Annotated in this window: 16 protein-coding genes and 1 tRNA gene; 9 read left to right on the top strand and 8 right to left on the bottom strand. The window is 66.9% G+C overall.

The genetic code is table 11. From position 1 onward, the window contains the following. Positions 1–218: 218 nt before the first annotated feature. The 8 genes from selD to fdnG all read right to left on the bottom strand — a co-directional run bounded on the left by selD (position 219) and on the right by fdnG (position 10,789). Positions 219–1,298 carry a selenide, water dikinase SelD gene (selD, locus tag QP552_RS16840; protein ID WP_286074110.1) on the bottom strand — a complete coding sequence of 360 codons (1,080 nt, stop codon included), beginning with the start codon at positions 1,296–1,298 and terminating at the stop codon, positions 219–221. A gap of 26 nt (positions 1,299–1,324) precedes the next feature. Beyond that, a tRNA-Sec gene (locus QP552_RS16835) sits at positions 1,325–1,420 on the bottom strand. A 24-nt stretch (positions 1,421–1,444) separates the two neighbouring features. Next, positions 1,445–3,376: a selenocysteine-specific translation elongation factor gene (gene selB / locus QP552_RS16830; protein ID WP_286074109.1), complete on the bottom strand. Its 1,932-nt coding sequence runs from the start codon at positions 3,374–3,376 to the stop codon at positions 1,445–1,447. Continuing rightward, complete coding sequence (selA, locus tag QP552_RS16825; RefSeq protein ID WP_286074108.1) at positions 3,373–4,797, bottom strand: L-seryl-tRNA(Sec) selenium transferase; 1,425 nt, start codon at positions 4,795–4,797, stop codon at positions 3,373–3,375. The genes selB and selA overlap by 4 nt, the downstream gene beginning before the upstream one ends. Before the next feature lie 3 nt (positions 4,798–4,800). Continuing rightward, entirely contained in the window at positions 4,801–5,784 is a 984-nt protein-coding gene (fdhE, locus tag QP552_RS16820; RefSeq protein ID WP_286074107.1) for a formate dehydrogenase accessory protein FdhE, read from the bottom strand. A 364-nt stretch (positions 5,785–6,148) separates the two neighbouring features. After that, complete coding sequence (locus QP552_RS16815; RefSeq protein ID WP_286074106.1) at positions 6,149–6,796, bottom strand: formate dehydrogenase subunit gamma; 648 nt, start codon at positions 6,794–6,796, stop codon at positions 6,149–6,151. Next, entirely contained in the window at positions 6,793–7,710 is a 918-nt protein-coding gene (gene fdxH / locus QP552_RS16810; RefSeq protein WP_049432603.1) for a formate dehydrogenase subunit beta, read from the bottom strand. Before fdxH ends, QP552_RS16815 begins: the two co-directional genes overlap by 4 nt. Before the next feature lie 10 nt (positions 7,711–7,720). Then, on the bottom strand, positions 7,721–10,789 hold the full coding sequence (gene fdnG / locus QP552_RS16805; RefSeq protein ID WP_286074105.1) for a formate dehydrogenase-N subunit alpha: 3,069 nt from the start codon (positions 10,787–10,789) through the stop codon (positions 7,721–7,723). A gap of 292 nt (positions 10,790–11,081) precedes the next feature. Between fdnG and gmk the strand changes: the two genes are divergently transcribed. From gmk to QP552_RS16760, 9 genes are all read left to right on the top strand, one after another. Further along, complete coding sequence (gene gmk / locus QP552_RS16800) at positions 11,082–11,747, top strand: guanylate kinase (RefSeq protein WP_111111360.1); 666 nt, start codon at positions 11,082–11,084, stop codon at positions 11,745–11,747. A gap of 110 nt (positions 11,748–11,857) precedes the next feature. Then, positions 11,858–12,157, top strand: coding sequence for a DNA-directed RNA polymerase subunit omega (gene rpoZ, locus QP552_RS16795; protein WP_005410877.1), 300 nt, complete (start codon positions 11,858–11,860; stop codon positions 12,155–12,157). A gap of 105 nt (positions 12,158–12,262) precedes the next feature. Next, a complete protein-coding gene (locus QP552_RS16790) occupies positions 12,263–14,425 on the top strand; it encodes a bifunctional (p)ppGpp synthetase/guanosine-3',5'-bis(diphosphate) 3'-pyrophosphohydrolase (RefSeq protein WP_106551287.1) in 2,163 nt (720 codons plus the stop codon). A 167-nt stretch (positions 14,426–14,592) separates the two neighbouring features. After that, the gene (locus tag QP552_RS16785) at positions 14,593–14,979 is read left to right on the top strand and encodes a RidA family protein (protein ID WP_005410875.1); all 387 of its coding nucleotides are present in this window, start codon (positions 14,593–14,595) and stop codon (positions 14,977–14,979) included. 7 nt (positions 14,980–14,986) lie between these two features. Next, positions 14,987–17,098: an ATP-dependent DNA helicase RecG gene (gene recG, locus QP552_RS16780; protein WP_286074104.1), complete on the top strand. Its 2,112-nt coding sequence runs from the start codon at positions 14,987–14,989 to the stop codon at positions 17,096–17,098. A 474-nt stretch (positions 17,099–17,572) separates the two neighbouring features. After that, a complete protein-coding gene (locus tag QP552_RS16775; protein WP_049432713.1) occupies positions 17,573–18,511 on the top strand; it encodes a nucleoside hydrolase in 939 nt (312 codons plus the stop codon). Between the two features lie 88 nt (positions 18,512–18,599). Beyond that, the gene (locus tag QP552_RS16770; protein WP_010484049.1) at positions 18,600–18,842 is read left to right on the top strand and encodes a type B 50S ribosomal protein L31; all 243 of its coding nucleotides are present in this window, start codon (positions 18,600–18,602) and stop codon (positions 18,840–18,842) included. 296 nt (positions 18,843–19,138) lie between these two features. Next, on the top strand, positions 19,139–20,416 hold the full coding sequence (locus tag QP552_RS16765) for a citrate synthase (protein WP_049404024.1): 1,278 nt from the start codon (positions 19,139–19,141) through the stop codon (positions 20,414–20,416). A 289-nt stretch (positions 20,417–20,705) separates the two neighbouring features. Further along, positions 20,706–21,770 carry a hypothetical protein gene (locus tag QP552_RS16760; protein ID WP_286074103.1) on the top strand — a complete coding sequence of 355 codons (1,065 nt, stop codon included), beginning with the start codon at positions 20,706–20,708 and terminating at the stop codon, positions 21,768–21,770. The last annotated feature ends 5 nt before the right edge of the window (positions 21,771–21,775 follow it).

The following is a 21,775-nucleotide window of genomic DNA, read 5'->3' as shown; positions in this document are numbered from 1 at the left end:
CGCCATCGCTCGCAAGAGGGGCATCCCTGATCAATTAGGGCGGTGTCGAGCGTTTGAGCGGTCATGCACGCGTGCCGTAAGGGCAACATCGCGCACGGCGCAGTTGCGCGTGCTCAGGGTATGGCGGGGCTAGGAGACGGCATCCGGTGCCGGCTCAAGAGTCGATCCGAGCGCTCCGCATCGGGTGCGGTGGCCATCGCCCTTGTCGTTCCCGCGCATCAGTGCACGCTGACGCCCGGCGTTCCCGCACTCAAGCGGCCGATCACGGCTGCCTGGGCAAACCCCGCGTCGTGAAAACAGGCCAGCACCGCATCCACCGCTTCCGGGGCACAGGACACCAGCAGACCGCCGCTGGTCTGCGGGTCGGTCAACAGTGGCTGCCAGTGCGCCGGCAAGCCCTCGGCGAAGCGCACCTCGGCGCCATACGAGGCCCAGTTGCGGTGGGAGGCACCGGTCACGCAGCCGCGATGCAGCAGTTCCAGCGCCTGTGGCAGCAGCGGCACCTGTGCACTCTCCACTTCGGCGGAAACCCCACTGGCGCGGCACACCTCCAGCAGGTGGCCGAGCAGGCCGAAGCCGGTGACATCGGTCATCGCGTGCACGCCGTCCAGCGCGGCCAGCGGCACGCCCACGGTATTCAGCTGCGTGGTCGACTCGAGCATCTGCTGGTAGCCGTCGGCATCCAGCACTTCTTTTTTCAGTGCTGACGAATACACGCCCACGCCCAACGGCTTGCCCAGCACCAGCACGTCGCCGGCGCGGGCATCGGCATTGCGCTTGAGCCGCTGTGGATCGAGCACGCCGATCGCGGCCAGGCCATAGATGGGTTCCACCGAATCGATGCTGTGGCCACCCGCCACCACGATGCCGGCATCGGCGCAGGCGCGTTCGCCGCCCTGCAGGATGCCGCGGATGGTGTCCTGCGGCAGGGTGTTGATCGGCATGCCGACGATGGCCAGTGCGAACAATGGCCGTGCGCCCATCGCGTACAGGTCCGACAACGCATTGGTGGCGGCGATGCGGCCGAAGTCGAACGGGTCGTCGACAATCGGCATGAAGAAATCGGTGGTGGCGACGATCGCCTGGTGGTCATCAAGGCGGTATACCGCCGCATCGTCGCTGGTCTCGCGGCCGACCAGCAGTTCAGCTGGTGCCGGAAGCGCTGGAGCGCCGCGCAGCAGTTCCGTCAGTACGCCCGGCGCGATCTTGCAGCCGCAGCCGCCGCCGTGCGCCAGCGAGGTCAGGCGTTGCGGGGCATCGGCCGTTGAAGGAGCGGGGGACTGCGCGTGCGTGGCCATGCCGACATCTCCTGCGGAAACACGAATGGCGGAAGGCAGCAGGAGTCGAACCTACCAGGGAACGATCGACGCCCCCTACTGGGTTTGAAGCCCAGCCGCATGCCCGGATGCGCATGCCTTCCGAAAGTACCGCGGTACCGGTCGACTCAGTCGCGGGCTGCGTTCCATTGCAGATCGCCGCGTGGCCGATGCTGGTCACCGACGCGTCGAGTGTAGCCAACGCGATTGAAGAACTCCAAGATCTGGATGCTGCGCTTGCGGCCCAGGCCGATGGCATCGCGGAAAGCGGCCGCATCCACCGTGCCGGTGGCCTGCGACAGCTGCGCGACGATCGCGGCCAGCTCGGCAATGCGGGCCGGCGCATAGAACAGGTCCGGTACTACCTGGAACAGTTCACCGCGCGCTGCGGCGCGGCGCAGGGCGGCGCGGACCTCGTCTTCGACCAGGCCGAAGCCGGCGGCCAGGGTGCGCACCCATGGCGGATCGAAACCGCCGTCATGCAGCTGCGGCAGTACGCGTTCGAGCAGCAGGCGCTCGCGTTCCGGTGGCGCGTGGTCATGGCCGGGCAGGCGCCACCAGGCGCCCACGCGCTGCACGCTGCCGTCGTCCAGCAGGTCCTGGAGCAGCGCGTTCCACAGGCTCGTTGCCAGCGCAGGCAGGGTGCTGCGCTGCAGGCGCCCGCTGTCGACACCGGGTTCGTCAGGGCGTCGTTCATGCCAGCCGCGCAGTGAGGCGATTATCTGTTCGCGCAGCACCTGCCAGTGCGCAGCGAGGATGACCACAGTGGCGTCGCGGGTGGCGATGCGCTGCGCGCCTGCAGGAAGATCGATCTGTTCGGCGGCGCGCCGGCAGTAGCGCTGCAGCGCGGCCAATGGAATTCCGGAGGGCGCCTGCTGAAGCAGCGGGCCAACATCTGCGCTGGTGGCCAGCTGTTCCAGCGCCACCAGCCACGCCAGGCGTGCAGGGCTGCGCCGCCGCCGTTGTGGCGGCTCCGGATCGAGTACCACACCGCCGCCCAGCGTACGGGTTGCCGCTGAATCGCGGGCAATGAAGCGATCGCCGCACATCGCGCAGACCGGCGCGTCGAACACCAGCTGCACGAGCTGTCCATTGCCGTGGTCACGATCTTCCAGCAGCACTGCATGGGCCTGCCGGTGCATCGTGCCCCAGTGGATATGCAGCGGCGCCCAGTCGCGCAGCGGTGGTGCCAGCGCGGAAAGCCGCAGGCGCACATCAACGCGGGTGGTGGCCAGCAGTGCGCGCGGGTCGGCGATCCAGTCGCCGCGGTGGATGTCGTCGCGGGCGATTGCGGCCAGGTTCAACGCGCAGCGTTGCCCGGCCATCGCGTGGTCGCTGGCCTGGTTCTGCGCGTGGATGCTTCGCACGCGTACGTCGGTCGCGGCTGGCATCAGCTGCAGGTGCTCGCCAACAGTGGCGATGCCGCCGTGCACAGCGCCGGTCACCAGCGTGCCGTGGCCGGCCAGCGAGAACACGCGGTCCACCGGCATGCGGAACAGTTCGCCGCGCAGCCTGGCTTGCCGCGCGCTGGCATCGGCTGCGGCCCAGGCATGCAGCTGGGCACGCAGTGCGTTGATGCCAGCATCGTTGGGTGCGGTGCTGTTGCAGGTGAATACAGGGGAATCCTGCAGCGGCGTGCCGGCCAGCAGGGCAGCGATCTCGATCTCGACCCGGGCCTGGCGCGCGGCATCCACGCGGTCGATCTTGGTCAGGGCCACCGCACTGCGGTCCACGCCCAGCAGCTGCAGGATCGCCAGGTGCTCACGGGTCTGCGGCATCACGCCGTCGTCGGCGGCGATCACCAGCAGGGCAACATCGATGCCCGTCGCACCGGCCACCATCGTGTGCACGAAGCGCTCATGGCCGGGCACATCAACGAAGCCCAGCGTGGTTGCGGGGGCTTCGCCGTCCGCGGCTTCCACCGGAACATAGGCGTAGCCCAGTTCGATGGAAATGCCGCGCGTACGCTCTTCCTGCAGGCGATCGGTTTCGATGCCGGTCAGTGCCCGCACCAGGCTGGTCTTGCCATGGTCGATATGCCCGGCGGTGCCGACGATCATGCCTGCAGCATGCTCCACTGGTCGGCGAAGCGCGCTTCGTCGGCGGGTTCCAGGCCGCGCAGGTCCAGCCACAACGCATCATCGGCGATGCGGCCCAGCACTGGCTGGGGCAGCTGGCGCAGATGCTTGGCCAAGCGATCCAGCCCGCCGCGGCGCGTGCAGGTGATACGCAGCCCGGCACTGGCCAGCTGGGCCTGTGGCTGCGCACCGCTGCCGATCTGGCTGTGCATCGCTGCACATTCGACGCTGTAGTCTGCTGCCAGCCCGGCGCGCACCGGCTGCAGCAGACGCTGCGCCTGCGCAGAAACATCGTCGTGCGTACGCGACAGGATACGCAGCGTCGGCAGCCGTTGTGCCAGCAGCTCCGGTTCGCGGTACAGGGCCAGCACCGCTTCCAGCGCGGCCAGTCCCATCTTGTCCATGCGCAGTGCCCGCTTGAGCGGGTTGCGGTTGATCCGCGCAATCAGGTCGGCGCGGCCGGCGATGATGCCGGCCTGGGGACCACCCAGCAGCTTGTCGCCACTGAACGAAACCAGATCGGCACCAGCCGCCAGCGCTTCCTGCACGGTGGGCTCGTGCGGCAGCCCGAAGGCCGCCAGATCGCACAGGCTGCCACTGCCCAGGTCCACGACCAACGGCAGGCCATGTTCGTGCGCGATGCCCGCCATCGCCGCAGTGTCGACCTTGGCAGTGAAGCCGGTGATCGCGTAGTTGCTGGCATGCACCTCCATCAGCAGCGCCGTACGCGCACCGATGGCATTGGTGAAGTCGGTGGGATGGGTACGGTTGGTGGTGCCCACTTCCAGCAGCCGCGCACCGGCGCTGCGCATCACATCGGGAATGCGGAAGGCGCCACCGATCTCCACCAGCTCGCCGCGCGAAACCACCACCTCACGGCGATTGGCCAGGCTGTTGAGCAGCAGCAGGACCGCAGCTGCATTGTTGTTGACCACGGTGGCGGCTTCGGCGCCGGTCAGCTCGCAGACCAGTGCCTGCACCCGCGTATCGCGGTCGCCGCGACGGCCACGGGAGATGTCGAATTCCAGATCGACCGGCGCGGTCATCGCACGGGTCACCGCCTTCACCGCGGCCTCGGGCAACAGGGCTCGCCCGAGATTGGTGTGCAGCACGGTGCCGGTCAGGTTGAACATCGGCTGCAGGTCCAGCCGTGCATCGCTGGCCAGTTCGGCATCGAGTGCCGCGGCCAGCGCAGGGCCTTCGATGGTTTCCTGCAGCTGCGCGGTCGACAGCTGGCCGGCGCCGACACGGTCGCGCAGCCCCTGCAGGTGCGAACGCAGCAGCTGGGTTATGCGGCTGCGGCCGTGGCGTTCGATCAGTGCCGCCAGCGCAGGCAGGCGCAGCAACCGGTCCAGCGAGGGCAGGGCGGTGACCGATGCCGGGGTGGGGAACATGGCAGCCATCGGTCAGTCGCTGTCGGATTGCCACAGCAGCGGATTCTGGCTGGCACGCGCATAGCCTTCCTCGGCCAGCAGCAGATCCAGCGCCAGTGTGCCGAGGTCATCAGCCACCGGCTCCAGTGAGGGGTCTTTCTCCAGATACAGGATCTTGCGATAGCTGTGGCAGTGGTCGCAGGTCTCGGCGCGTACCGCACTCTCGCGCACCGCCTCGCCGCTGTCGCCGTCCACCTCGGCCAGGGCGCGATAGGCAATGTCCTTGCCGGCGGCACCACACTGGCTGCACTGCACGCGCACGTAGTGCCACTGGCAGGCGCACAGCGAGCACGACAGGTAGCGATAGGAGGCGTAGGGCGGACGCGCCTGTACCACGCTGGCCACCGGCAGCGTGCCACACAGCGGGCACAGCCCCGGCGCATCCGCCAGTGGCTTGAGGTCGGTGGGGCGGAAGCTGGCCGCGAGCACTGCCCAGTAGACCTGCAGTGCGTTCATCACCAGCAGCGCCGCAACCGCGTCTACCGATGGCGCGTCATCACGCTCCAGCACGGCATGGGCCTGCGCATCCAACCAGGCATCGTCGGCAGCGGCGACGCGCTGCAGCTCCTGCCGGGTTTCCACCGGAAGCCCGGCTTCGTCGGCACAGTGCTGGCACAGCGTGCGCAGCCAGTTGCGCCAGCAGCCATCGAGTTGCAGGGTATTGGCCGGTCGCAAGGGCATGCCTGCACTGGCCGCCGCACTCGATTGCTGCGCGCGCGCCTGCGCTTGCAGCGCCTCGCACTGCTGCGGTGTCAGCTCGTCCAGCACTGCCTGCTGTGCATCGGCCAACGCCGCGAGCAGTTGCAGGTAGCCATCGATGGCGCTGTGCGCGGCCAGGCTGCGTAGTCGCGCCGCGCGCTCGGCGAACAGGGAAGTGACATCGGGCAGGATGATGCGCGGAACATCGCGCGAGGCGAGCGTCTCGATCTCACCGGGTTCAAGGATGCGTTGCGCCATGCAGGGCCAGCCGGAAGAACCAGGCTCCATCCTCGCCGTTGTCGGCGCTGGCGTCCAGCGTGCTGCCGGCCATTTGAAGTGGTTGGGGTCAGATCCGTTTTCCACAGGAAAACGGATCTGACCCCATCGGTTGTTGCCGTGTTCATCGTGTCGACCAAGGTCGACACCCACCAACAGCAGCGGGAAACTGTCGAAGGCGGGGCGCCGTGGATTTGCGGGGTGTCCGCGGCATGGATGCCGCGGCCAAGCCCCCAAGGACGGGTTCACGGCGTCCCCGCAAATCCACGGTGCCCCGCCATCCCACCGATAGCTGCTGTTGCTGTTGCCTTGGCTTGAAGCGGCTGCAGGGCCGCAGGCCCTGCCGCTAACCCTCTTCCCGCCGCCCGCGTAGGATGTCGCGGAACCACTGCCGGTGGTGCTTGTACGCCCACCCATACGTCACCTTGCCCTGGGTCATCGCCCGCACCGATCCCTTGATCCAGATCGCCGCATAGATGTGCACCACGATCGCGCAGATCAGCACCCAGCCGAACAGCGCATGGGCAAGCACCGAGAAGCGGATCACCCCGATCGGGAAGAAATGACTGAAATACTGCCGCCAGATCACGAAGCCGGTCAGCAGCAGCGCCGACAGGCAACCGATGATGGCCCAGAACAGCAGTTTCTGCCCGGCATTGAAACGGCCCACCGGCGGCAGCTTCTCGTCCTCGTTGCGCAGCACATCGCGCATGCCGCGCATCCACGCGCGGTCATCGGCACTGAGGAAGTTGTCACGCCACATCCGCAACGCCAGCAACGCGAAGCCCACCACCATCGCCAGGCCGATGAACGGGTGCAGGATGCGCGTCCACGGTCCGCCGCCGAACAGCTGCGTCAGCGGAAACAGGGCAGGTTGGAACAATGCCAGCCCGGACAAGGCTGTCAGTACGAAGCAGATCGCCACGATCCAGTGGTTGATGCGGGTCGGCGCGCGGTAGCGGATGATCTGTCGCGGGTGCGGTGCGTACTTCATGGCCGCTGCTCCTCTTCGATCTTCTTCGCCTCGTGCTCGGCTTCTTCTTCCTCCTCGTCATTGACCGTATTGCGGCCGATGCCGATGTAATGCAGGAACCCGGCGAAGGCGGTGGCGGCGATCGCCAGCACGCCCAAGGGCTTGGCCACGCCCTTCCAGATCTCCACCATCGGGCTGATCCGCGGGTCCTTGGGCAGGTCGGCATACAGCTCCGGCTTGTCCACGTGCTGCAGCACGTACATCACGTGGGTGCCGCCCACGCCCTGCGGGTCGTACAGGCCGGCGTTCTCGTAGCCGCGCGATTTCAGGTCTTCGACGCGGCCGGCGGCATGTTCGGTCATCGCTTGCTTGCTGCCGAAGGTGATCGCGCCGGTCGGGCAGGTCTTCACGCAGGCCGGCTCCTGGCCCACCGCCACCCGGTCCGAGCACAGCGTGCACTTGTAGGCCTTGTGGTCCTTCTTGGAGATGCGCGGCACATCGAACGGGCAGCCGGTCACGCAGTAGCCGCAGCCGATGCAGTTCTCTTCCTGGAAGTCGACGATGCCGTTGGCGTACTGGATGATCGCGCCGGGCGAGGGGCAGGCCTTCAGGCAGCCCGGGTCGCTGCAGTGCATGCAGCCTTCCTTGCGGATCAGCCACTCCAGCTTGCCCTTCTCATCCTCGTATTCGCGGAACTTCATCACCGTCCACGACTGGTCGCTGAGGTCCGGCGGATTGTCGTAGCTGCCGACGCAGCTGCCGACTTCGTCGCGCAGGTCGTTCCACTCCATGCACGCGACCTGGCAGGCCTTGCAGCCGATGCACTTGCTCACGTCGATGAGCTTGGCGACCTGGCCGGTGTGTGCGCTGCGCGCCTGTGGCGAGGGCGTGGTGGTGGCCGAGCGGCGAATGATGTCCAGCGATTGCAGTGACATGGCGTGTCTCCTACACCTTCTCGACCTTGACCAGGATGCACTTCGATTCGGGCGTCTGCGAGTTGCCGTCACCGATGGCGTTGGTCAGCGTATTGGCGATGTAGCCGGGCTTGGCTGCACCGAGGAAACCCCAGTGGATCGGTATGCCCACCTGGTGCACGGTCTTGCCATCGATCTGCAGGGCCTTGATGCGCTTGGTCACCATCGCCACGGCTTCGATATGGCCGCGCTTGGAACTCACGCGCACGCGGCTGCCGTTGTTGATGCCCAGCTCGTCGGCCAGTGCGGCGCCGATCTCGACGAACTGCTCGGGCTGGATGATGGCATTGAGCTTGCCGTGCTTGGTCCAGAAGTGGAAATGCTCGGTCAGGCGGTAGGTGGTGGCCACGTGCGGGTATTCGTCCGGCGAGCCGATCTGCGCCCGGTCGCTGGCGAACACGCGGGCGGCCGGGTTGTTCAGCGTCTGCGCCTGGCCGGGGCTGAGCGGGTTGCTGCGCAGCGGGGTGTCGAACGGTTCGTAGTGCTCCGGGAACGGGCCTTCGGCCATGCCGGCCTTGGCGAAGAAACGGGCAATGCCTTCCGGGTTCATGATGAACGGGCCCATGCCACCGGCCGGATCTTCGTCGGCCTTGAAGTCCGGCACGTCCACGCTGCCCCAGTTCTTGCCGTTCCAGGCCAGCAGCGTGCGCCGCGGGTCGAACGGTTGCCCGGCCACGTCACAGGAGGCGCGGTTGTACATCACGCGGCGGTTGGCCGGCCACGCCCAAGCCCAGCCCAGGGTATTGCCGATGCCGGTCGGGTCGCTGTTGTCACGCCGCGCCATCATGTTGCCAGTCGGGCCCCATGCGCCGATGTAGATCCAGCAGCCGGAGGAGGTGCTGCCGTCGTCGCGCAGGTCGCCGAACGCGGCCAGCTGCTCGCCGGCCTTGCGCACCAGCTTGGTCGGGTCCTTCGGATCGAACACGTCCACCAGCGCCTTGCCGTTGTATTCCATCGCCAGCTCTTCCGGCGTCGGTGCCTCGGGGTTGGAATACTTCCAGGCCAGGTCGCGCACGGGATCCCACCAGGCGCCGCCGTCCTTCTCGTACATCGCCTTGATGCGATGGAACAGCTCGGACATGATCTCGATGTCGCTGCGCGCTTCACCCGGCGGATTGGCGCCCTTCCAGTGCCACTGCAGCCAGCGCGAGGAATTCACTACCGCGCCGTTCTCCTCGGCGAACGATGTGGTCGGCAGTCGGAACACCTCGGTCTGGATCGCGCTGGGATCGACGTCGTTCAACGCGCCGTGGTTCTGCCAGAACGCGATGGTCTCGGTTTCCAGCGGGTCCATGCTGACCATGAACTTCAGCTTGGAGAACGCGCTGATCAGCTTGCCCTTGTTCGGCGCCGAGGCCAGCGGGTTGAAGCCCTGGCAGATGTAGCCGTGGATCTTGCCTTCGTTCATCAGCTCGTACGCCTGCAGCATGTCGTACGGCTTGTCGAGCTTGGGCAGATGGTCGAAGCACCAGTTGTTGTCGGCGGTGGCGGCATCACCCCACCACGACTTCATCAGGCTGACGTGGAACTTGGGGTAGTTCTGCCAGAACGACATCTGGTTGGCGCGCAGCGGCTTCTGCGTGCGCTTTGCGATGTAAGCGTCGTAGTCCTGCTCGTCCTGTCTCGGCAACGTCAGGTAGCCGGGCAGCAGGTCGGACATCAGGCCGATGTCGGTCAGGCCCTGGATGTTGGAATGCCCGCGCAGTGCGTTCATGCCGCCACCGGCCACGCCGATGTTGCCCAGCAGCAGCTGCACCATGGTGCCGGCACGCACGTTCTGCGCACCGATGGAGTGCTGCGTCCAGCCCAGCGCGTACAGGATGGCCATCGCCTTGTCCTTGCCGGCGGTGGACGCGATCATGTCCCAGATCTGGCGGATGCTGTCGGCCGGCGTGCCGCAGATGCGCTCGACCATCTCCACGGTGTAGCGCGCATAGTGCTGCTTGAGCAGGGTGTAGACGCAGCGCGGGTCCTTCAGCGTCGGGTCACTGCGCACGAAGCCATCATCGCCGTACACGTAGTCCCAGCTGGAGCGGTCATAGCTGCGCTTCTGCGCGTCGTATCCCGAATACAGGCCGTCCTTGAAGGCGAATTCGTCCTTCACCAGGAACGACATGTCGGTGTAGTTCAGCACGTACTCGTGCTGGATGCGGTCCTCGGTCAGCAGGTAGTTGATCAGGCCGCCCAGGAACACGATGTCGGTGCCCGTGCGGATCGGCGCGTACACGTCGGCCACCGCAGCCGAGCGGTTGAAGCGCGGATCGACCACGATCAGGCGTGCCTTGTTGTGTGCCTTGGCCTCGGTCACCCATTTGAACCCGCACGGGTGCGCCTCGGCGGCATTGCCACCCATGATCAGGATCAGGTCGGCATTCTTGATGTCGACCCAGTGATTCGTCATCGCACCACGGCCTAGCGTCGGGGCAAGACCTGCCACCGTCGGGCCGTGTCAGACACGTGCCTGGTTGTCGAATGCCAGCATGCCCAGGGAGCGCACGACCTTGTGGGTCAGTACCGCGGTTTCATTGCTGGTGGCCGAGGCCGCCAGCATGCCGGTGGTCAGCCAGCGGTTGACCGTCTGCCCGGCTTCGTTCTTCTGCACGAAGTTGGCGTCGCGGTCTTCCTTCATCAGCCGTGCGATGCGGTCCAGTGCATCGTCCCAGCTCAGCCGCTTCCACTCGTTCGAGCCCGGTGCGCGGTACTCGGGGTAGAGCAGGCGCGATTTGCTGTGGATGATGTCGGCCAGGCCGGCACCCTTCGGGCACAGCGTGCCGCGGTTCACCGGATGGTCCGGGTCGCCCTCGATATGGAAGATGCTCGGCTCGGCGTTCTTGGCGCCATCGCCGAGGCTGTACATCAGGATGCCGCAGGCCACCGAGCAGTATGTGCAGGTGTTGCGGGTCTCGGTCGCGCGGGTCAGCTTGTATTGCCGGACCTCCGCGAGCGCGATGCCGGGCGCGAAGCCCATCAGGGCCAGGCTGGAGCCCACCAGGGTTGTCCCGGTGACCTTCAGGAACTGGCGGCGACTCATCGAGGGCATGCCGTTCTCCTTGGATGGCGGGGCGGCAGGCAGACCACCCGGCTGTCGGTAGGTACGGCCCGGTTATAGCACAGGCCCCCGGATGCCCATGTGGCACAAGGGCCGGCGCCCGCAGGACGGGCGCGGAAAGGGGCCGCTCTGGTAAAGTTGCGTGCCCGCACCCCGGGGAAGCGTCTGCCGGGCCTGGTTCCAGGATGTTCCGCGCAGCCCCCGCCGTCCTGGCGCGATCCTCCGCGCCGGATCTGGAACACCGAGGAAAAATTTTGCGAAATCAACCAGTTGGGTTCCGCGCATGAGCGCCCCGTCGAAGCCGTCGGACGCCGTTGCGCGCGGCACGCTGTACATCGTTGCCGCCCCGTCCGGTGCCGGCAAGAGCAGCATCGTCAATGCCACCCTGGCGCGCGACCCGCAGATCGCCTTGTCGATCTCCTTCACCTCGCGCGCGATGCGCCCGGGCGAAGTGAACGGCCAGCACTACCATTTCGTCTCTGCGGAGAAGTTCGAGGAAATGATCGCCGACGGCGACTTCTTCGAGCATGCCTGGGTGCACGGCGACTGGAAGGGCACCGCCCGCCAGTCGGTGGAGCCGCAGCTGGCCGCCGGCCAGGACGTGCTGCTGGAAATCGACTGGCAGGGTGCCCAGCAGGTGCGCCAGCTGGTGCCGGGCACGGTCACCGTGTTCATCCTGCCGCCGTCCAAGCAGGCCCTGCAGGACCGCATGCGCAAGCGCGGCCAGGACAGCGAGGCGGTCATCGCCCAGCGCCTGGGCGCGGCCCGCGATGAAATGCTGCACTTCAACGAGTTCGACTACGTCATCGTCAACGAGGTGTTCGACACCGCGGTGGACGAGCTGTGCGCCATCTTCACCGCCAGCCGTCTGCGCCGGGAGGCCCAGAAGGTCCGCCATGCCGGCCTGATCCAGGCCCTGTTGACCCCCGATCCGGGTGCAACTGACTGATTCCAAAAGAATCGGGTGGGGGTTGGCTTGATTTTGTCCAGCCCCTGCCAGTACACTCCGTCCCCTTTCCCTCATTCGACTGAGCGGCCGACCGGTCGCCGGGAGCCCGTATGGCCCGCATCACCGTAGAAGATTGCCTGGAAGTCGTTAACAACCGTTTCGAACTGGTCATGATGGCTTCCAAGCGTGCCCGCCAGCTCGCCAACGGCGTGCAGGCCACGCTGGACAACAGCGAGACCGAGGACAAGCCGACCGTGCTGGCGCTGCGCGAAATCGCCGCCCGCAAGATCGACAACGCGCTGATCGACGAAGTCGAGAAGGCCGAGCGTGAGCGCGCCGAGCGCGAAGCGCTGGAGTGGGCCGCCGCCGAAGTGGTCGCCGACGAAGACATGTCCAAGAACGACGATTGATCGCATCGATCAACGTCATTGCTGGATCGCCGAACAGCCCGCCCCGTGCGGGCTGTTTCGCATTCAGGATTTGCCGTAAACGTCGCGCTGGAATAGGCTTCGGGCATGAACCCAGGCCCCACTGCCAAGGTCGCCGCAGCCCCCGCTGCCGCCGTACCCGACTACGTCCTCCAGCTTGAACGCGCCGCCCATTACCTGCCGCCGGAACAGCTGCCACTGTTGCGCCGCGCTTGGGAAGTCGGAGCTGCCGCGCACGCCGGGCAGACGCGCAAGTCGGGCGAGCCCTATATCACCCATCCGGTGGCCGTGGCGCAGGTGCTGGCCGAGCTCGGCCTGGACGTGGAAGCGCTGATCGCCGCGATCCTGCACGACACCATCGAAGACACCCCGCTGACCCGTGAGGCGCTGGCTGCCGAGTTCGGCGAAGCCGTGGCCGAACTGGTCGACGGCGTGACCAAGCTGGACAAGCTGAAGTTCCGCGACCGCCAGGAAGCGGCCGCCGAGAGCTTCCGCAAGATGCTGCTGGCGATGTCGCGCGACCTGCGCGTGATCATGATCAAGCTGGCCGACCGCCTGCACAACATGCGCACGCTGGGTGCACAGAGCCGCGAAGCGCGTGGCCGCATCGCCCGCGAGACGCTGGAGATCTACGCGCCCATCGCCCAGCGCCTGGGCATGAGCCTGGTCAAGAGCGAGCTGCAGAACCTCGGTTTCAAGGCGCTGTACCCGTGGCGCCACGCCATCATTGAAAAGCACATCCGCAGCCAGCCGGTGGTGCGCCGCGAGGCGATGGCGCAGGTGGAAGTGCAGCTGTCGCAGCGCCTGGCCAAGGAGGGGATCGAGCATCGGCTGATCAGCCGCATCAAGACCCCGTGGAGCATCTACAACAAGATGCGCGACGAGAACAAATCCTTCGACCAGGTGATGGACGTGTTCGGCTTCCGCCTGGTCGTGCGCAGCGTGCCCAGCTGCTACCACGCGCTGGGTTCGGTGCACGCCACCTTCAAGCCGCTGGATGGCCGTTTCCGCGACTTCATCGCCATCCCCAAGGCCAACGGTTACCAGTCGCTGCACACCGTGCTGTTCGGGCCGTATGGCTCGCCGATCGAAGTGCAGATCCGTACCGAGGAAATGGACCTGATCGCCGAACGCGGCGTGGCCGCGCACTGGACCTACAAGTTCGGCGGCGATTCGCCCAACAGTGCGCAGAGCCGCGCGCATGCCTGGATCGTCGAACTGATCGACTCGCAGCGCGCCGCCGGTTCTTCGCTGGAGTTCCTCGACAACGTCAAGGTCGACCTGTTCCCGGACGAGGTCTACCTGTTCACCCCGAAGGGCAAGATCCTGGCCCTGCCGCGCAACTCCACCGCGCTCGATTTCGCCTACGCCGTGCATACCGACGTCGGCAACATGGCCGTGGCCTCGCGCGTGGACAAGAAACTGGTGCCGCTGCGCACCAAGCTGGTGTCGGGCCAGTCGGTGGAGATCATCACCGCACGCTCGGCCACGCCGAAACCGCAGTGGCTGGAATTCGTGGTCACCAGCAAGGCGCGCACCGCCATCCGCCACCAGCTCAAGCAGCTGGAGCACGAGGACGCCGTGCAGCTGGGCCACCGCATGCTCGACCGCGCGCTGGAAGCGATGGACTCGTCGCTGGAACGGCTGCCGAAGGGGCGCCTGGATGCATTCCTCACCGAACACCGCTTCCCGCGCCTGGAAGCCCTGCTGGCCGAGGTCGCGCTGGGCAACTGGATGCCGACCCAGGCCGCGCAGGCACTGATGGCCTACGCCGAACTGCGTGGCGGTCCGCATTCGCGCCACCATTCGCAGGAAAAGATCCTGATCAACGGCAGCGAGCGTGGCGTGGTCACCTTCGCCGGCTGCTGCCAGCCGATTCCCGGCGACGAGATCATGGGCTACCACACCGCCGGCAAGGGCATCGTGGTGCACCGCATGGACTGCCCGAACCTGGCCGAGCTGCGCAAGTCGCCCGAGCGCTGGGTGCCGATCGGCTGGGACACCACCGTGTCCGGCGACTACGACACCTCGCTGGTGGTGGAAGTGGAGAACGGCACCGGCGTGCTGGCGCAGCTGGCCGCCGCCATCGCCCAGAGCCACTCCAACATCGAGCGCGTGGACTACCTGGACCGCGACTTCAACGCCGCCGTGCTGGCGTTCAACATCCAGGTTCGCGACCGCAACCACCTGGCCGAAGTGATGCGCCGCCTGCGGCGCCTGTCGGTCGTGCAGTCGGTGCGCCGCCAGTAACGCGAACCTGGGGTCGGATCCCTCTCCAACGGAGAGGGCTCTGACCCCTTGGCGGAACGCACGGGGTCGGATCCGTTTCCCGCCGGGAAACGGATCCGACCCCAGCCGACATCGCGCCCACCCGGTACAATCACCGCTCTGTTTTCCCCCAAGCACCGGAGCGACCCATGTCCCGCCAGATCATCAACACCGAAAAGGCTCCCGCCGCCATCGGCCCGTACTCGCAGGCCGTGCGCGCCGGCAACACCGTGTATTTCTCCGGCCAGATCCCGCTCGACCCGGCTACCGGCGACATCGTCGGCGCCGGTGACGTCGAGGCACAGGCCCGCCGCGCCTTCGACAACCTCAAGGCCGTGGCCGAAGCCGCCGGCGGCTCGCTGGACAAGGTCGTGCGCCTGGGCCTGTACCTGACCGACCTGGGCGAGTTCGCCAAGGTCAACGCGGTCATGCAGGACTACTTCCAGGCCCCGTACCCGGCCCGTTCCACCATCGAAGTCTCCGGCCTGCCGAAGGGCGCCAACTTCGAGGTCGACGCGGTGATGGTCATCGACTGACCGCCACGTGGCACGCAAGGCGGCGGTCACCCCGGTCCTGTCACCGTCCGGCGAAGCATCCCTGGCGATGCTCGCTGGCGTCGGTCCGGCCGTGGCCGCCAAACTGCAGGCGCGTGGCCTGGCCACCCTGCAGGATCTCTGGCTTCACCTGCCGCTGCGCTATGAAGACCGCACCCGGCTGACCCGCATCGAAGACCTGCGCAACGGCGTGCCGGCGCAGGTGGAAGGGCGGGTGGTCGCGGTCGAGCGCGGCATGCGCTACCGGCCGATGCTGAAGGTGGCGGTGGAAGACGAAGGGCAGGGCACCCTGGTGCTGCGCTTCTTCCACTTCCGCCAGCAGCAGGTCGGCCAGTTCGCGGTCGGCAACCGGCTGCGCTGCTTCGGCACGCCCAAGCCCGGCCACCTCGGCCTGGAAATCGTCCACCCCAGCTATCAGGTGCTGGGCCGCAACGACGATCCCGAACTCGGCGACCGCCTCGACCCGGTGTATCCCACCGTCGAAGGCGTCGGCCCGATGACCATGCGCAAGCTGATCGGGCAGGCGCTGGACCGCCTGCCCGAGGAAAGCACGCTGGAACTGCTGCCCAATGGTTGGCTCGATGGCCTCGGCCTGCCGTCGCTGCGCAGCGCGCTGCTGACCGTGCACCGGCCGCCGCCGGATGCCGATCTGGCCGCGCTGGCGGCCGGCACTCATCCGGCCCAGCGCCGCCTGGCGATGGAAGAACTGCTGGCCCACCACCTCAGCCTGCGTCGCCAGCGCATCGCGTTGCAGGCGCACCATGCGCCGCCGTTGGCAGGTCCGGGCAAGCTGGCCAAGGCGCTGCTCAAGCAGTTGCCGTTCGCACTGACCGGCGCACAGGCGCGCGTGTTCAAGCAGATCCGCGAGGACCTTGCACGGCCCAGCCCGATGCTGCGGCTGGTGCAGGGCGATGTCGGCTCAGGCAAGACCGTGGTCGCCGCGCTGGCGGCGATGCTGGCGGTGGAGCAGGGCAAGCAGGTCGCATTGGCCGCACCCACCGAACTGCTGGCCGAGCAGCACCTCAACAACCTGCGTGGCTGGCTGGAACCGCTCGGTGTGCGCATCGCGTGGCTGGCCGGCAAGGTCACCGGCAAGGCGCGCGCCAAGGTGATGGAACAGGTCGCCACTGGCGAAGCGCAGGTGGTGGTCGGCACCCACGCGCTGATGCAGGAAGCGGTGGTGTTCCAGGACCTGGCCCTGGCCATCGTTGACGAGCAGCACCGCTTCGGCGTGCACCAGCGGTTGGCGCTGCGCGACAAGGGGGCGGGCGGCAACAGCGTGCCGCACCAGCTGGTGATGACTGCCACGCCGATTCCGCGCACGCTGGCGATGTCCGAATACGCAGACCTGGATGTATCGGCCATCGACGAACTGCCACCGGGCCGCACGCCGGTGCAGACCGTCGCACTGAACAATGACCGTCGCCCGGAGCTGATCGAGCGCATTGCGCTGGCCTGCCAGGAAGGGCGGCAGGTGTACTGGGTGTGCACGCTCATCGAGGAAAGCGAAGAGCTGGATGCCACCCCCGCGCAGGCCACCTACGAATCGCTGCAGGCGCTGCTGCCGGGAGTGCGTGTGGGCCTGGTGCATGGCCGCTTGAAGGCTGCGGAAAAGCTGGCCACGATGGTGGCGTTCAAGGCCGGCGAGATCGATCTGCTGGTGGCGACCACCGTCATCGAAGTGGGCGTGGACGTACCGAATGCCTCGCTGATGGTGATCGAGAATGCCGAGCGCCTCGGCCTGGCGCAGCTGCACCAGCTGCGCGGCCGCGTCGGTCGAGGTTCAGCGGTATCGCGCTGCGTGCTGCTGTACCAGGCACCGCTTTCGCAGATGGCGCGTGAGCGCCTGCAGACCATGCGCGAAACCAACGATGGTTTCGTCATTGCCGAAAAGGATCTGGAGCTGCGCGGCCCCGGCGAACTGCTGGGTACGCGGCAGACCGGCCTGGCCGGTTTCCGCATTGCCGACCTGGCCCGCGACGCCGGCCTGCTGCCCGGCGTGCACGACCTGGCCGAGCGCCTGCTGGCCCAGCAACCCGCGCTGGCCGACCGCGTGGTACAGCGCTGGATCGGCACCGCCGTGCGTTACGCCTCGGCGTGAGTGGTGGGGTCAGAGCCCTTTGCACAGCAAAGGGCTCTGACCCCATTTCCGGCACGCTCATCCACGCATGGCGTGGATCTACTGTACAGCCGTGCTCGGCTGCCGTTCGCGCTGCGCGCGGGAGTCGAGCATGGCTCGACTCTACAGACAGCCTTTTCGATCATCTCGTGGATATGTCGACCAAGGTCGACACCTACGGACAACAGTAGCGATCTGTCGAAGGCGGGGTGGGTCCGGTTGCGGGGGTGTCTGCGGCATGGATGCCGCGGCCAAGCCCCCATGGACGGGTTCACGGCGTCCCCCGCCACCGGACCCACCCCGCCATACCCCAGGAAACCAGCTTTTGCCGTTGCTCTGGCGTTTGCCGTTGATTCGGCGGGTGCAGGGCGCAGCCCTGCCGAACCCCCAACACCCCGTACTTGCAACGGTCATCAACCCGGTCCACACTTCGTTGCCGATCTGAAGACGGCAACGATGACCCACAAGATCCCGCTGTTGATCGACACCGACCCCGGTGTGGACGACGCCCTGGCCCTGCTGATGGCCTTCGCCGATGAACGGCACGACGTGGTCGCCCTGACCATCGCCGCCGGCAATGTCGGCCTCGAATACACCGTCCGCAACGCCCTCAAGCTCTGCGACATCGTCGGCCGCACCGACGTGCCGGTGTTTGCCGGCAGCCCGGATCCGCTGCTGCATCCCTCCGTCGACGCTGCCCACGTGCATGGCCGTGATGGCTACGGCGACGTGGACCTGCCGCCGCCCAGCCGCCAGGCCGAAGCCGAGCACGCCGCGCTGGCCATCCTGCGCCTGTCGCACGAGCACGCCGGCGAACTGATGCTGGTGATGCTCGGCCCGCTGACCAACCTGGCACTGGCGCTGAAGCTGGACCCGACCCTGCCACAGCGCATCAAGCGCATCGTGGTGATGGGCGGCGCGGTCACCTGCCACGGCAACATCACTCCGGCGGCCGAATTCAACATCGCCTTCGACCCGGAAGCGGCGCACGTGGTGTTCACCTCGTTCAAGCACCTGCTGGTGTCGGACTGGGAAGCCACCGTCGCCCACGGCCTGCCGCTGGAAGATGCCGAGCAGTGGCTGCAGGCCGATTCCGATCGCGCCCGCTTCTACGAGCTGATCTCGCGCAAGACCCGCGCGCTGTCGGAAGACGCCAAGGGCGGCCGCTGGTACACCGCCGATGCGGTGGCCATGGCCTGGGCGCTGAACCCGGAAGGGCAGCTGCAGGTCGAATCGCGGCCGCTGAATGTGGAACTGAACGGCACGTTCAGCCGCGGTGCCACCATCGTCGACTGGAACCGCCAGACCGGCCAGCCGGACAACTGCGATCTGCTGATGGCCTACGACCAGCAGCGTTTCGAGGCCCTGGTGCGCCAGGCCCTGGGCGCGGACTGAAGTCAATTGCCCGGCACCGGTTGCCCCGGGCGGCAACCGGTGCTTATAATGCCGCTCTTGACCACCAGCCCATTTACGGTGTGAGCCCATGAAGGCCGATATCCATCCGAACTACCGCGACGTCGTCTTCCATGACGTCACCTCCGATTTCAAGATCCTGACCCGCTCGACCATGGCGACGAAGGAAACCATCAAGTGGGAAGACGGCAACGACTACCCGCTGGTGAAGGTTGAAATTTCCTCGGCTTCGCACCCGTTCTACACGGGCAAGCACAAGGTCATCGACACCTCGGGCCGTATCGACAAGTTCCAGAAGCGCTACGCGCGCTGATCTGTCGATCCAGCTTCGAACCGACGGCCGCGCTCTGCGCGGCCGTTTGTTTTTCCCCAACGCCAACCCAACGGGCGTTTGGATGGACGGAACACTGCGTTCGTGTGACAACGCGTTTGCCGATCCGGGCCGCTCAACGGCCGGCGTCTGGCCGCCTGTCGTATACGACTTCTGTCTAGCGCCGGGCAAATGCTGCTGTGCGATAATGACCTGATCCCCGGCACAGGCCGAGGACGTCATTCACGTGCCTGACCAATGCGCTTGGGCAGGCGCCTTCCCATGAAGGAGCGCACACAGTGTCCGATCTTGATCAGGTCACGCTCAACGCCGGCGATAAGTCGGTCGTTCTGCCGGTCATCAAACCCACCCTTGGCAACGACTGCGTCGACATCGCGAAGCTGACCAAGGAAACGGGGTATTTCACCTACGATTCCGGTTTCACCGCGACGGCCAGCTGCAAGTCCGCCATCACCTACATCGACGGCGACAAGGGCGTGCTGCTGTACCGCGGCTACCCGATCGAACAGCTGTCGGAAAAGTCGAGCTACGTCGAAGTGGCCTACCTGCTGATCAACGGCGAGCGCCCGAGCGCCGAGCAGCTGAAGGCCTTCACCGATGAGCTGGCTGCCGAAGCCAACGTCGACGATTCGATCAACACCCTGATCGGCAGCTTCGCCAAGGATGCCCATCCGATGGCGATCCTGGCCGCTGCGATCGCGCAGCTGTCGGCCATCTACCACGACTCGCTGGACCTGTCCGACGCCGAACAGCGCCGCCAGGCCGCCGTGCGCCTGATCGCCAAGGTGCCGACCCTGTCGGCGCTGATCTACCGCCACGGCAAGGGCCTGCCGGCCAACAAGCCGGACACCTCGCTGGACTACGTCAGCCGCTTCCTGAAGCAGACCTTCGAGTCGGCTGACGGCCAGTACGATCTGAACCCGGACGTGGTGAAGGCGCTGGACCTGCTGTTCATCCTGCACGCCGACCACGAGCAGAACGCCTCGACCTCGACCGTGCGCCTGGTCGGCTCGACCGGTGCCAACCCGTACGCGTCGGTCGCCGCGGGCGTCACCGCGCTGTGGGGTCCGGCCCACGGCGGTGCCAACGAAGCCGTGCTGAAGATGCTGGAAGAGATCGGCACTGCCGACAACGTCGAGTCCGCCGTGGTCAAGGCCAAGGACAAGACCTCCGGCTTCCGCCTGATGGGCTTCGGTCACCGCGTCTACAAGAACTTCGACCCGCGCGCCAAGGTCATCGGCGAGATGACCAGCAAGGTGCTCAAGCAGCTGGGCGTGCAGGATCCGCTGCTGGACGTGGCCGTGAAGCTGGAACAGGCCGCGCTGCAGGACGAGTACTTCGTCGCCCGCAAGCTGTACCCGAACGTCGATTTCTACAGCGGCATCATCTACAAGGCGCTGCAGATCCCGACCGAGATGTTCACCGTCATGTTCGCCCTGGGCCGTACCTCCGGCTGGGTCTCGCATTGGCTGGAACAGCAGGTCGACCCGGAAATGAAGATCGGCCGTCCGCGCCAGGTCTACACCGGCAGCGACGTGCGCGACTACCAGGGCTGATCGCCTGCCGTAGTGCGTGATGAAACGCCCCGCATCCGCGGGGCGTTTTTTTTTGCGCTTGTGGTGGGTGCCAACCTTGGTTGGCACGTTCTGTGGTGTTCGCAGAAAAGCATCCACGCATGGCGTGGATCTACCACCGCATCCGCCTTCGGTAGGTGCCAACCTTGGTTGGCACACGCTTCACCGCGCAAAGACCGCGTGATTCAAGGGTCTCGCCAGCTTCACGACCGCTCGCGCAGCCTCAGGACGCCAGCTGCACCCGCAGCGTCCGAGACGGAGCATCCACGCAATGAGTACCCGATTCGATCCACCCGAGCGCGGCGCGCTCGGCCCCGACGTCGCCACTGTCGTCACCGCCCCCATCGTGCCACCCGCCAGCGAAAGCGCCGTGTCCTGGGGCGCAATCCTGGCCGGCGCCGTTGCTGCCGCCGCACTTTCCCTCATCCTGCTCATCCTCGGTGTCGGCCTTGGCCTCTCCTCGGTGTCGCCGTGGTCGTTTGAAGGCGTCAGCAAGGAAACCTTCGGCTGGTCCAGCATCGCCTGGCTCACCTTCACTGCACTGGCCGCTTCCGGCCTGGGCGGCTACCTGGCTGGCCGCCTGCGCACCAAGTGGACGCAGATCCACGGCGATGAAACCTACTTCCGCGATACCGCGCACGGCTTCGTGTCGTGGGCGGTGGCCACGCTGCTGACTGCGGGCCTGCTGACCTCGGCCATCGGCGGCGTGCTCGGCACGGGCGCGAAGGTGGCCGGCGCCACTGCAGGCGCCGCTGCATCCACGGCCGGCGTCGCCGCCGCAGGTGCCGGTAGCGCCGCCGCGGCCGCACCGGAAGGCGACCTCAACTATTGGGTGGATTCCCTGTTCCGCAGCGCCACCAACGCCGGTGCTGCCGATCCCGCGGCGCCGCCACCGCCGGGCGCGCCGATGGATCCGAACGCGGCCCCGCCGCCGGCACCGAATGCGGGCCCGCGCGAGGCCGGCATCGCGCCGCCACGCCCGATGCCGGGCCGTGCACCGGCCGGCGACCGTCGTGAACTGCGCGCCGAAGTGAACCGCATCATCGTCAACAGCCTGCAGGGCGATGGCCTCGACCCGGCCGACACCCAGTACCTGTCGCAGCTCATCGCGCGCGAAACCGGCATGAGCCAGGCCGAAGCGCAGGCCCGTGTGACCGATGTACAGACGCGCATGCGTGCCGCGCTGGAGAAGGCAAAGACCACCGCCAAGCAGGCGGCCGACGATGCCCGCAAGGCCGCAGCGTATGCCGCGCTCTGGCTGTTCATCACCCTGCTGATCGGCGCGTTCTTCGCCAGCCTCAGCGCCACCTGGGGCGGCCGCCGCCGCGACCTGTAACCCGC

Origin of the sequence: Stenotrophomonas sp. 59, from assembly GCF_030291095.1 — a bacterium.
In the GTDB taxonomy this organism is placed as follows: domain Bacteria; phylum Pseudomonadota; class Gammaproteobacteria; order Xanthomonadales; family Xanthomonadaceae; genus Stenotrophomonas; species Stenotrophomonas maltophilia_Q.
This window is presented reverse-complemented; position numbering and strand designations above follow the sequence as displayed.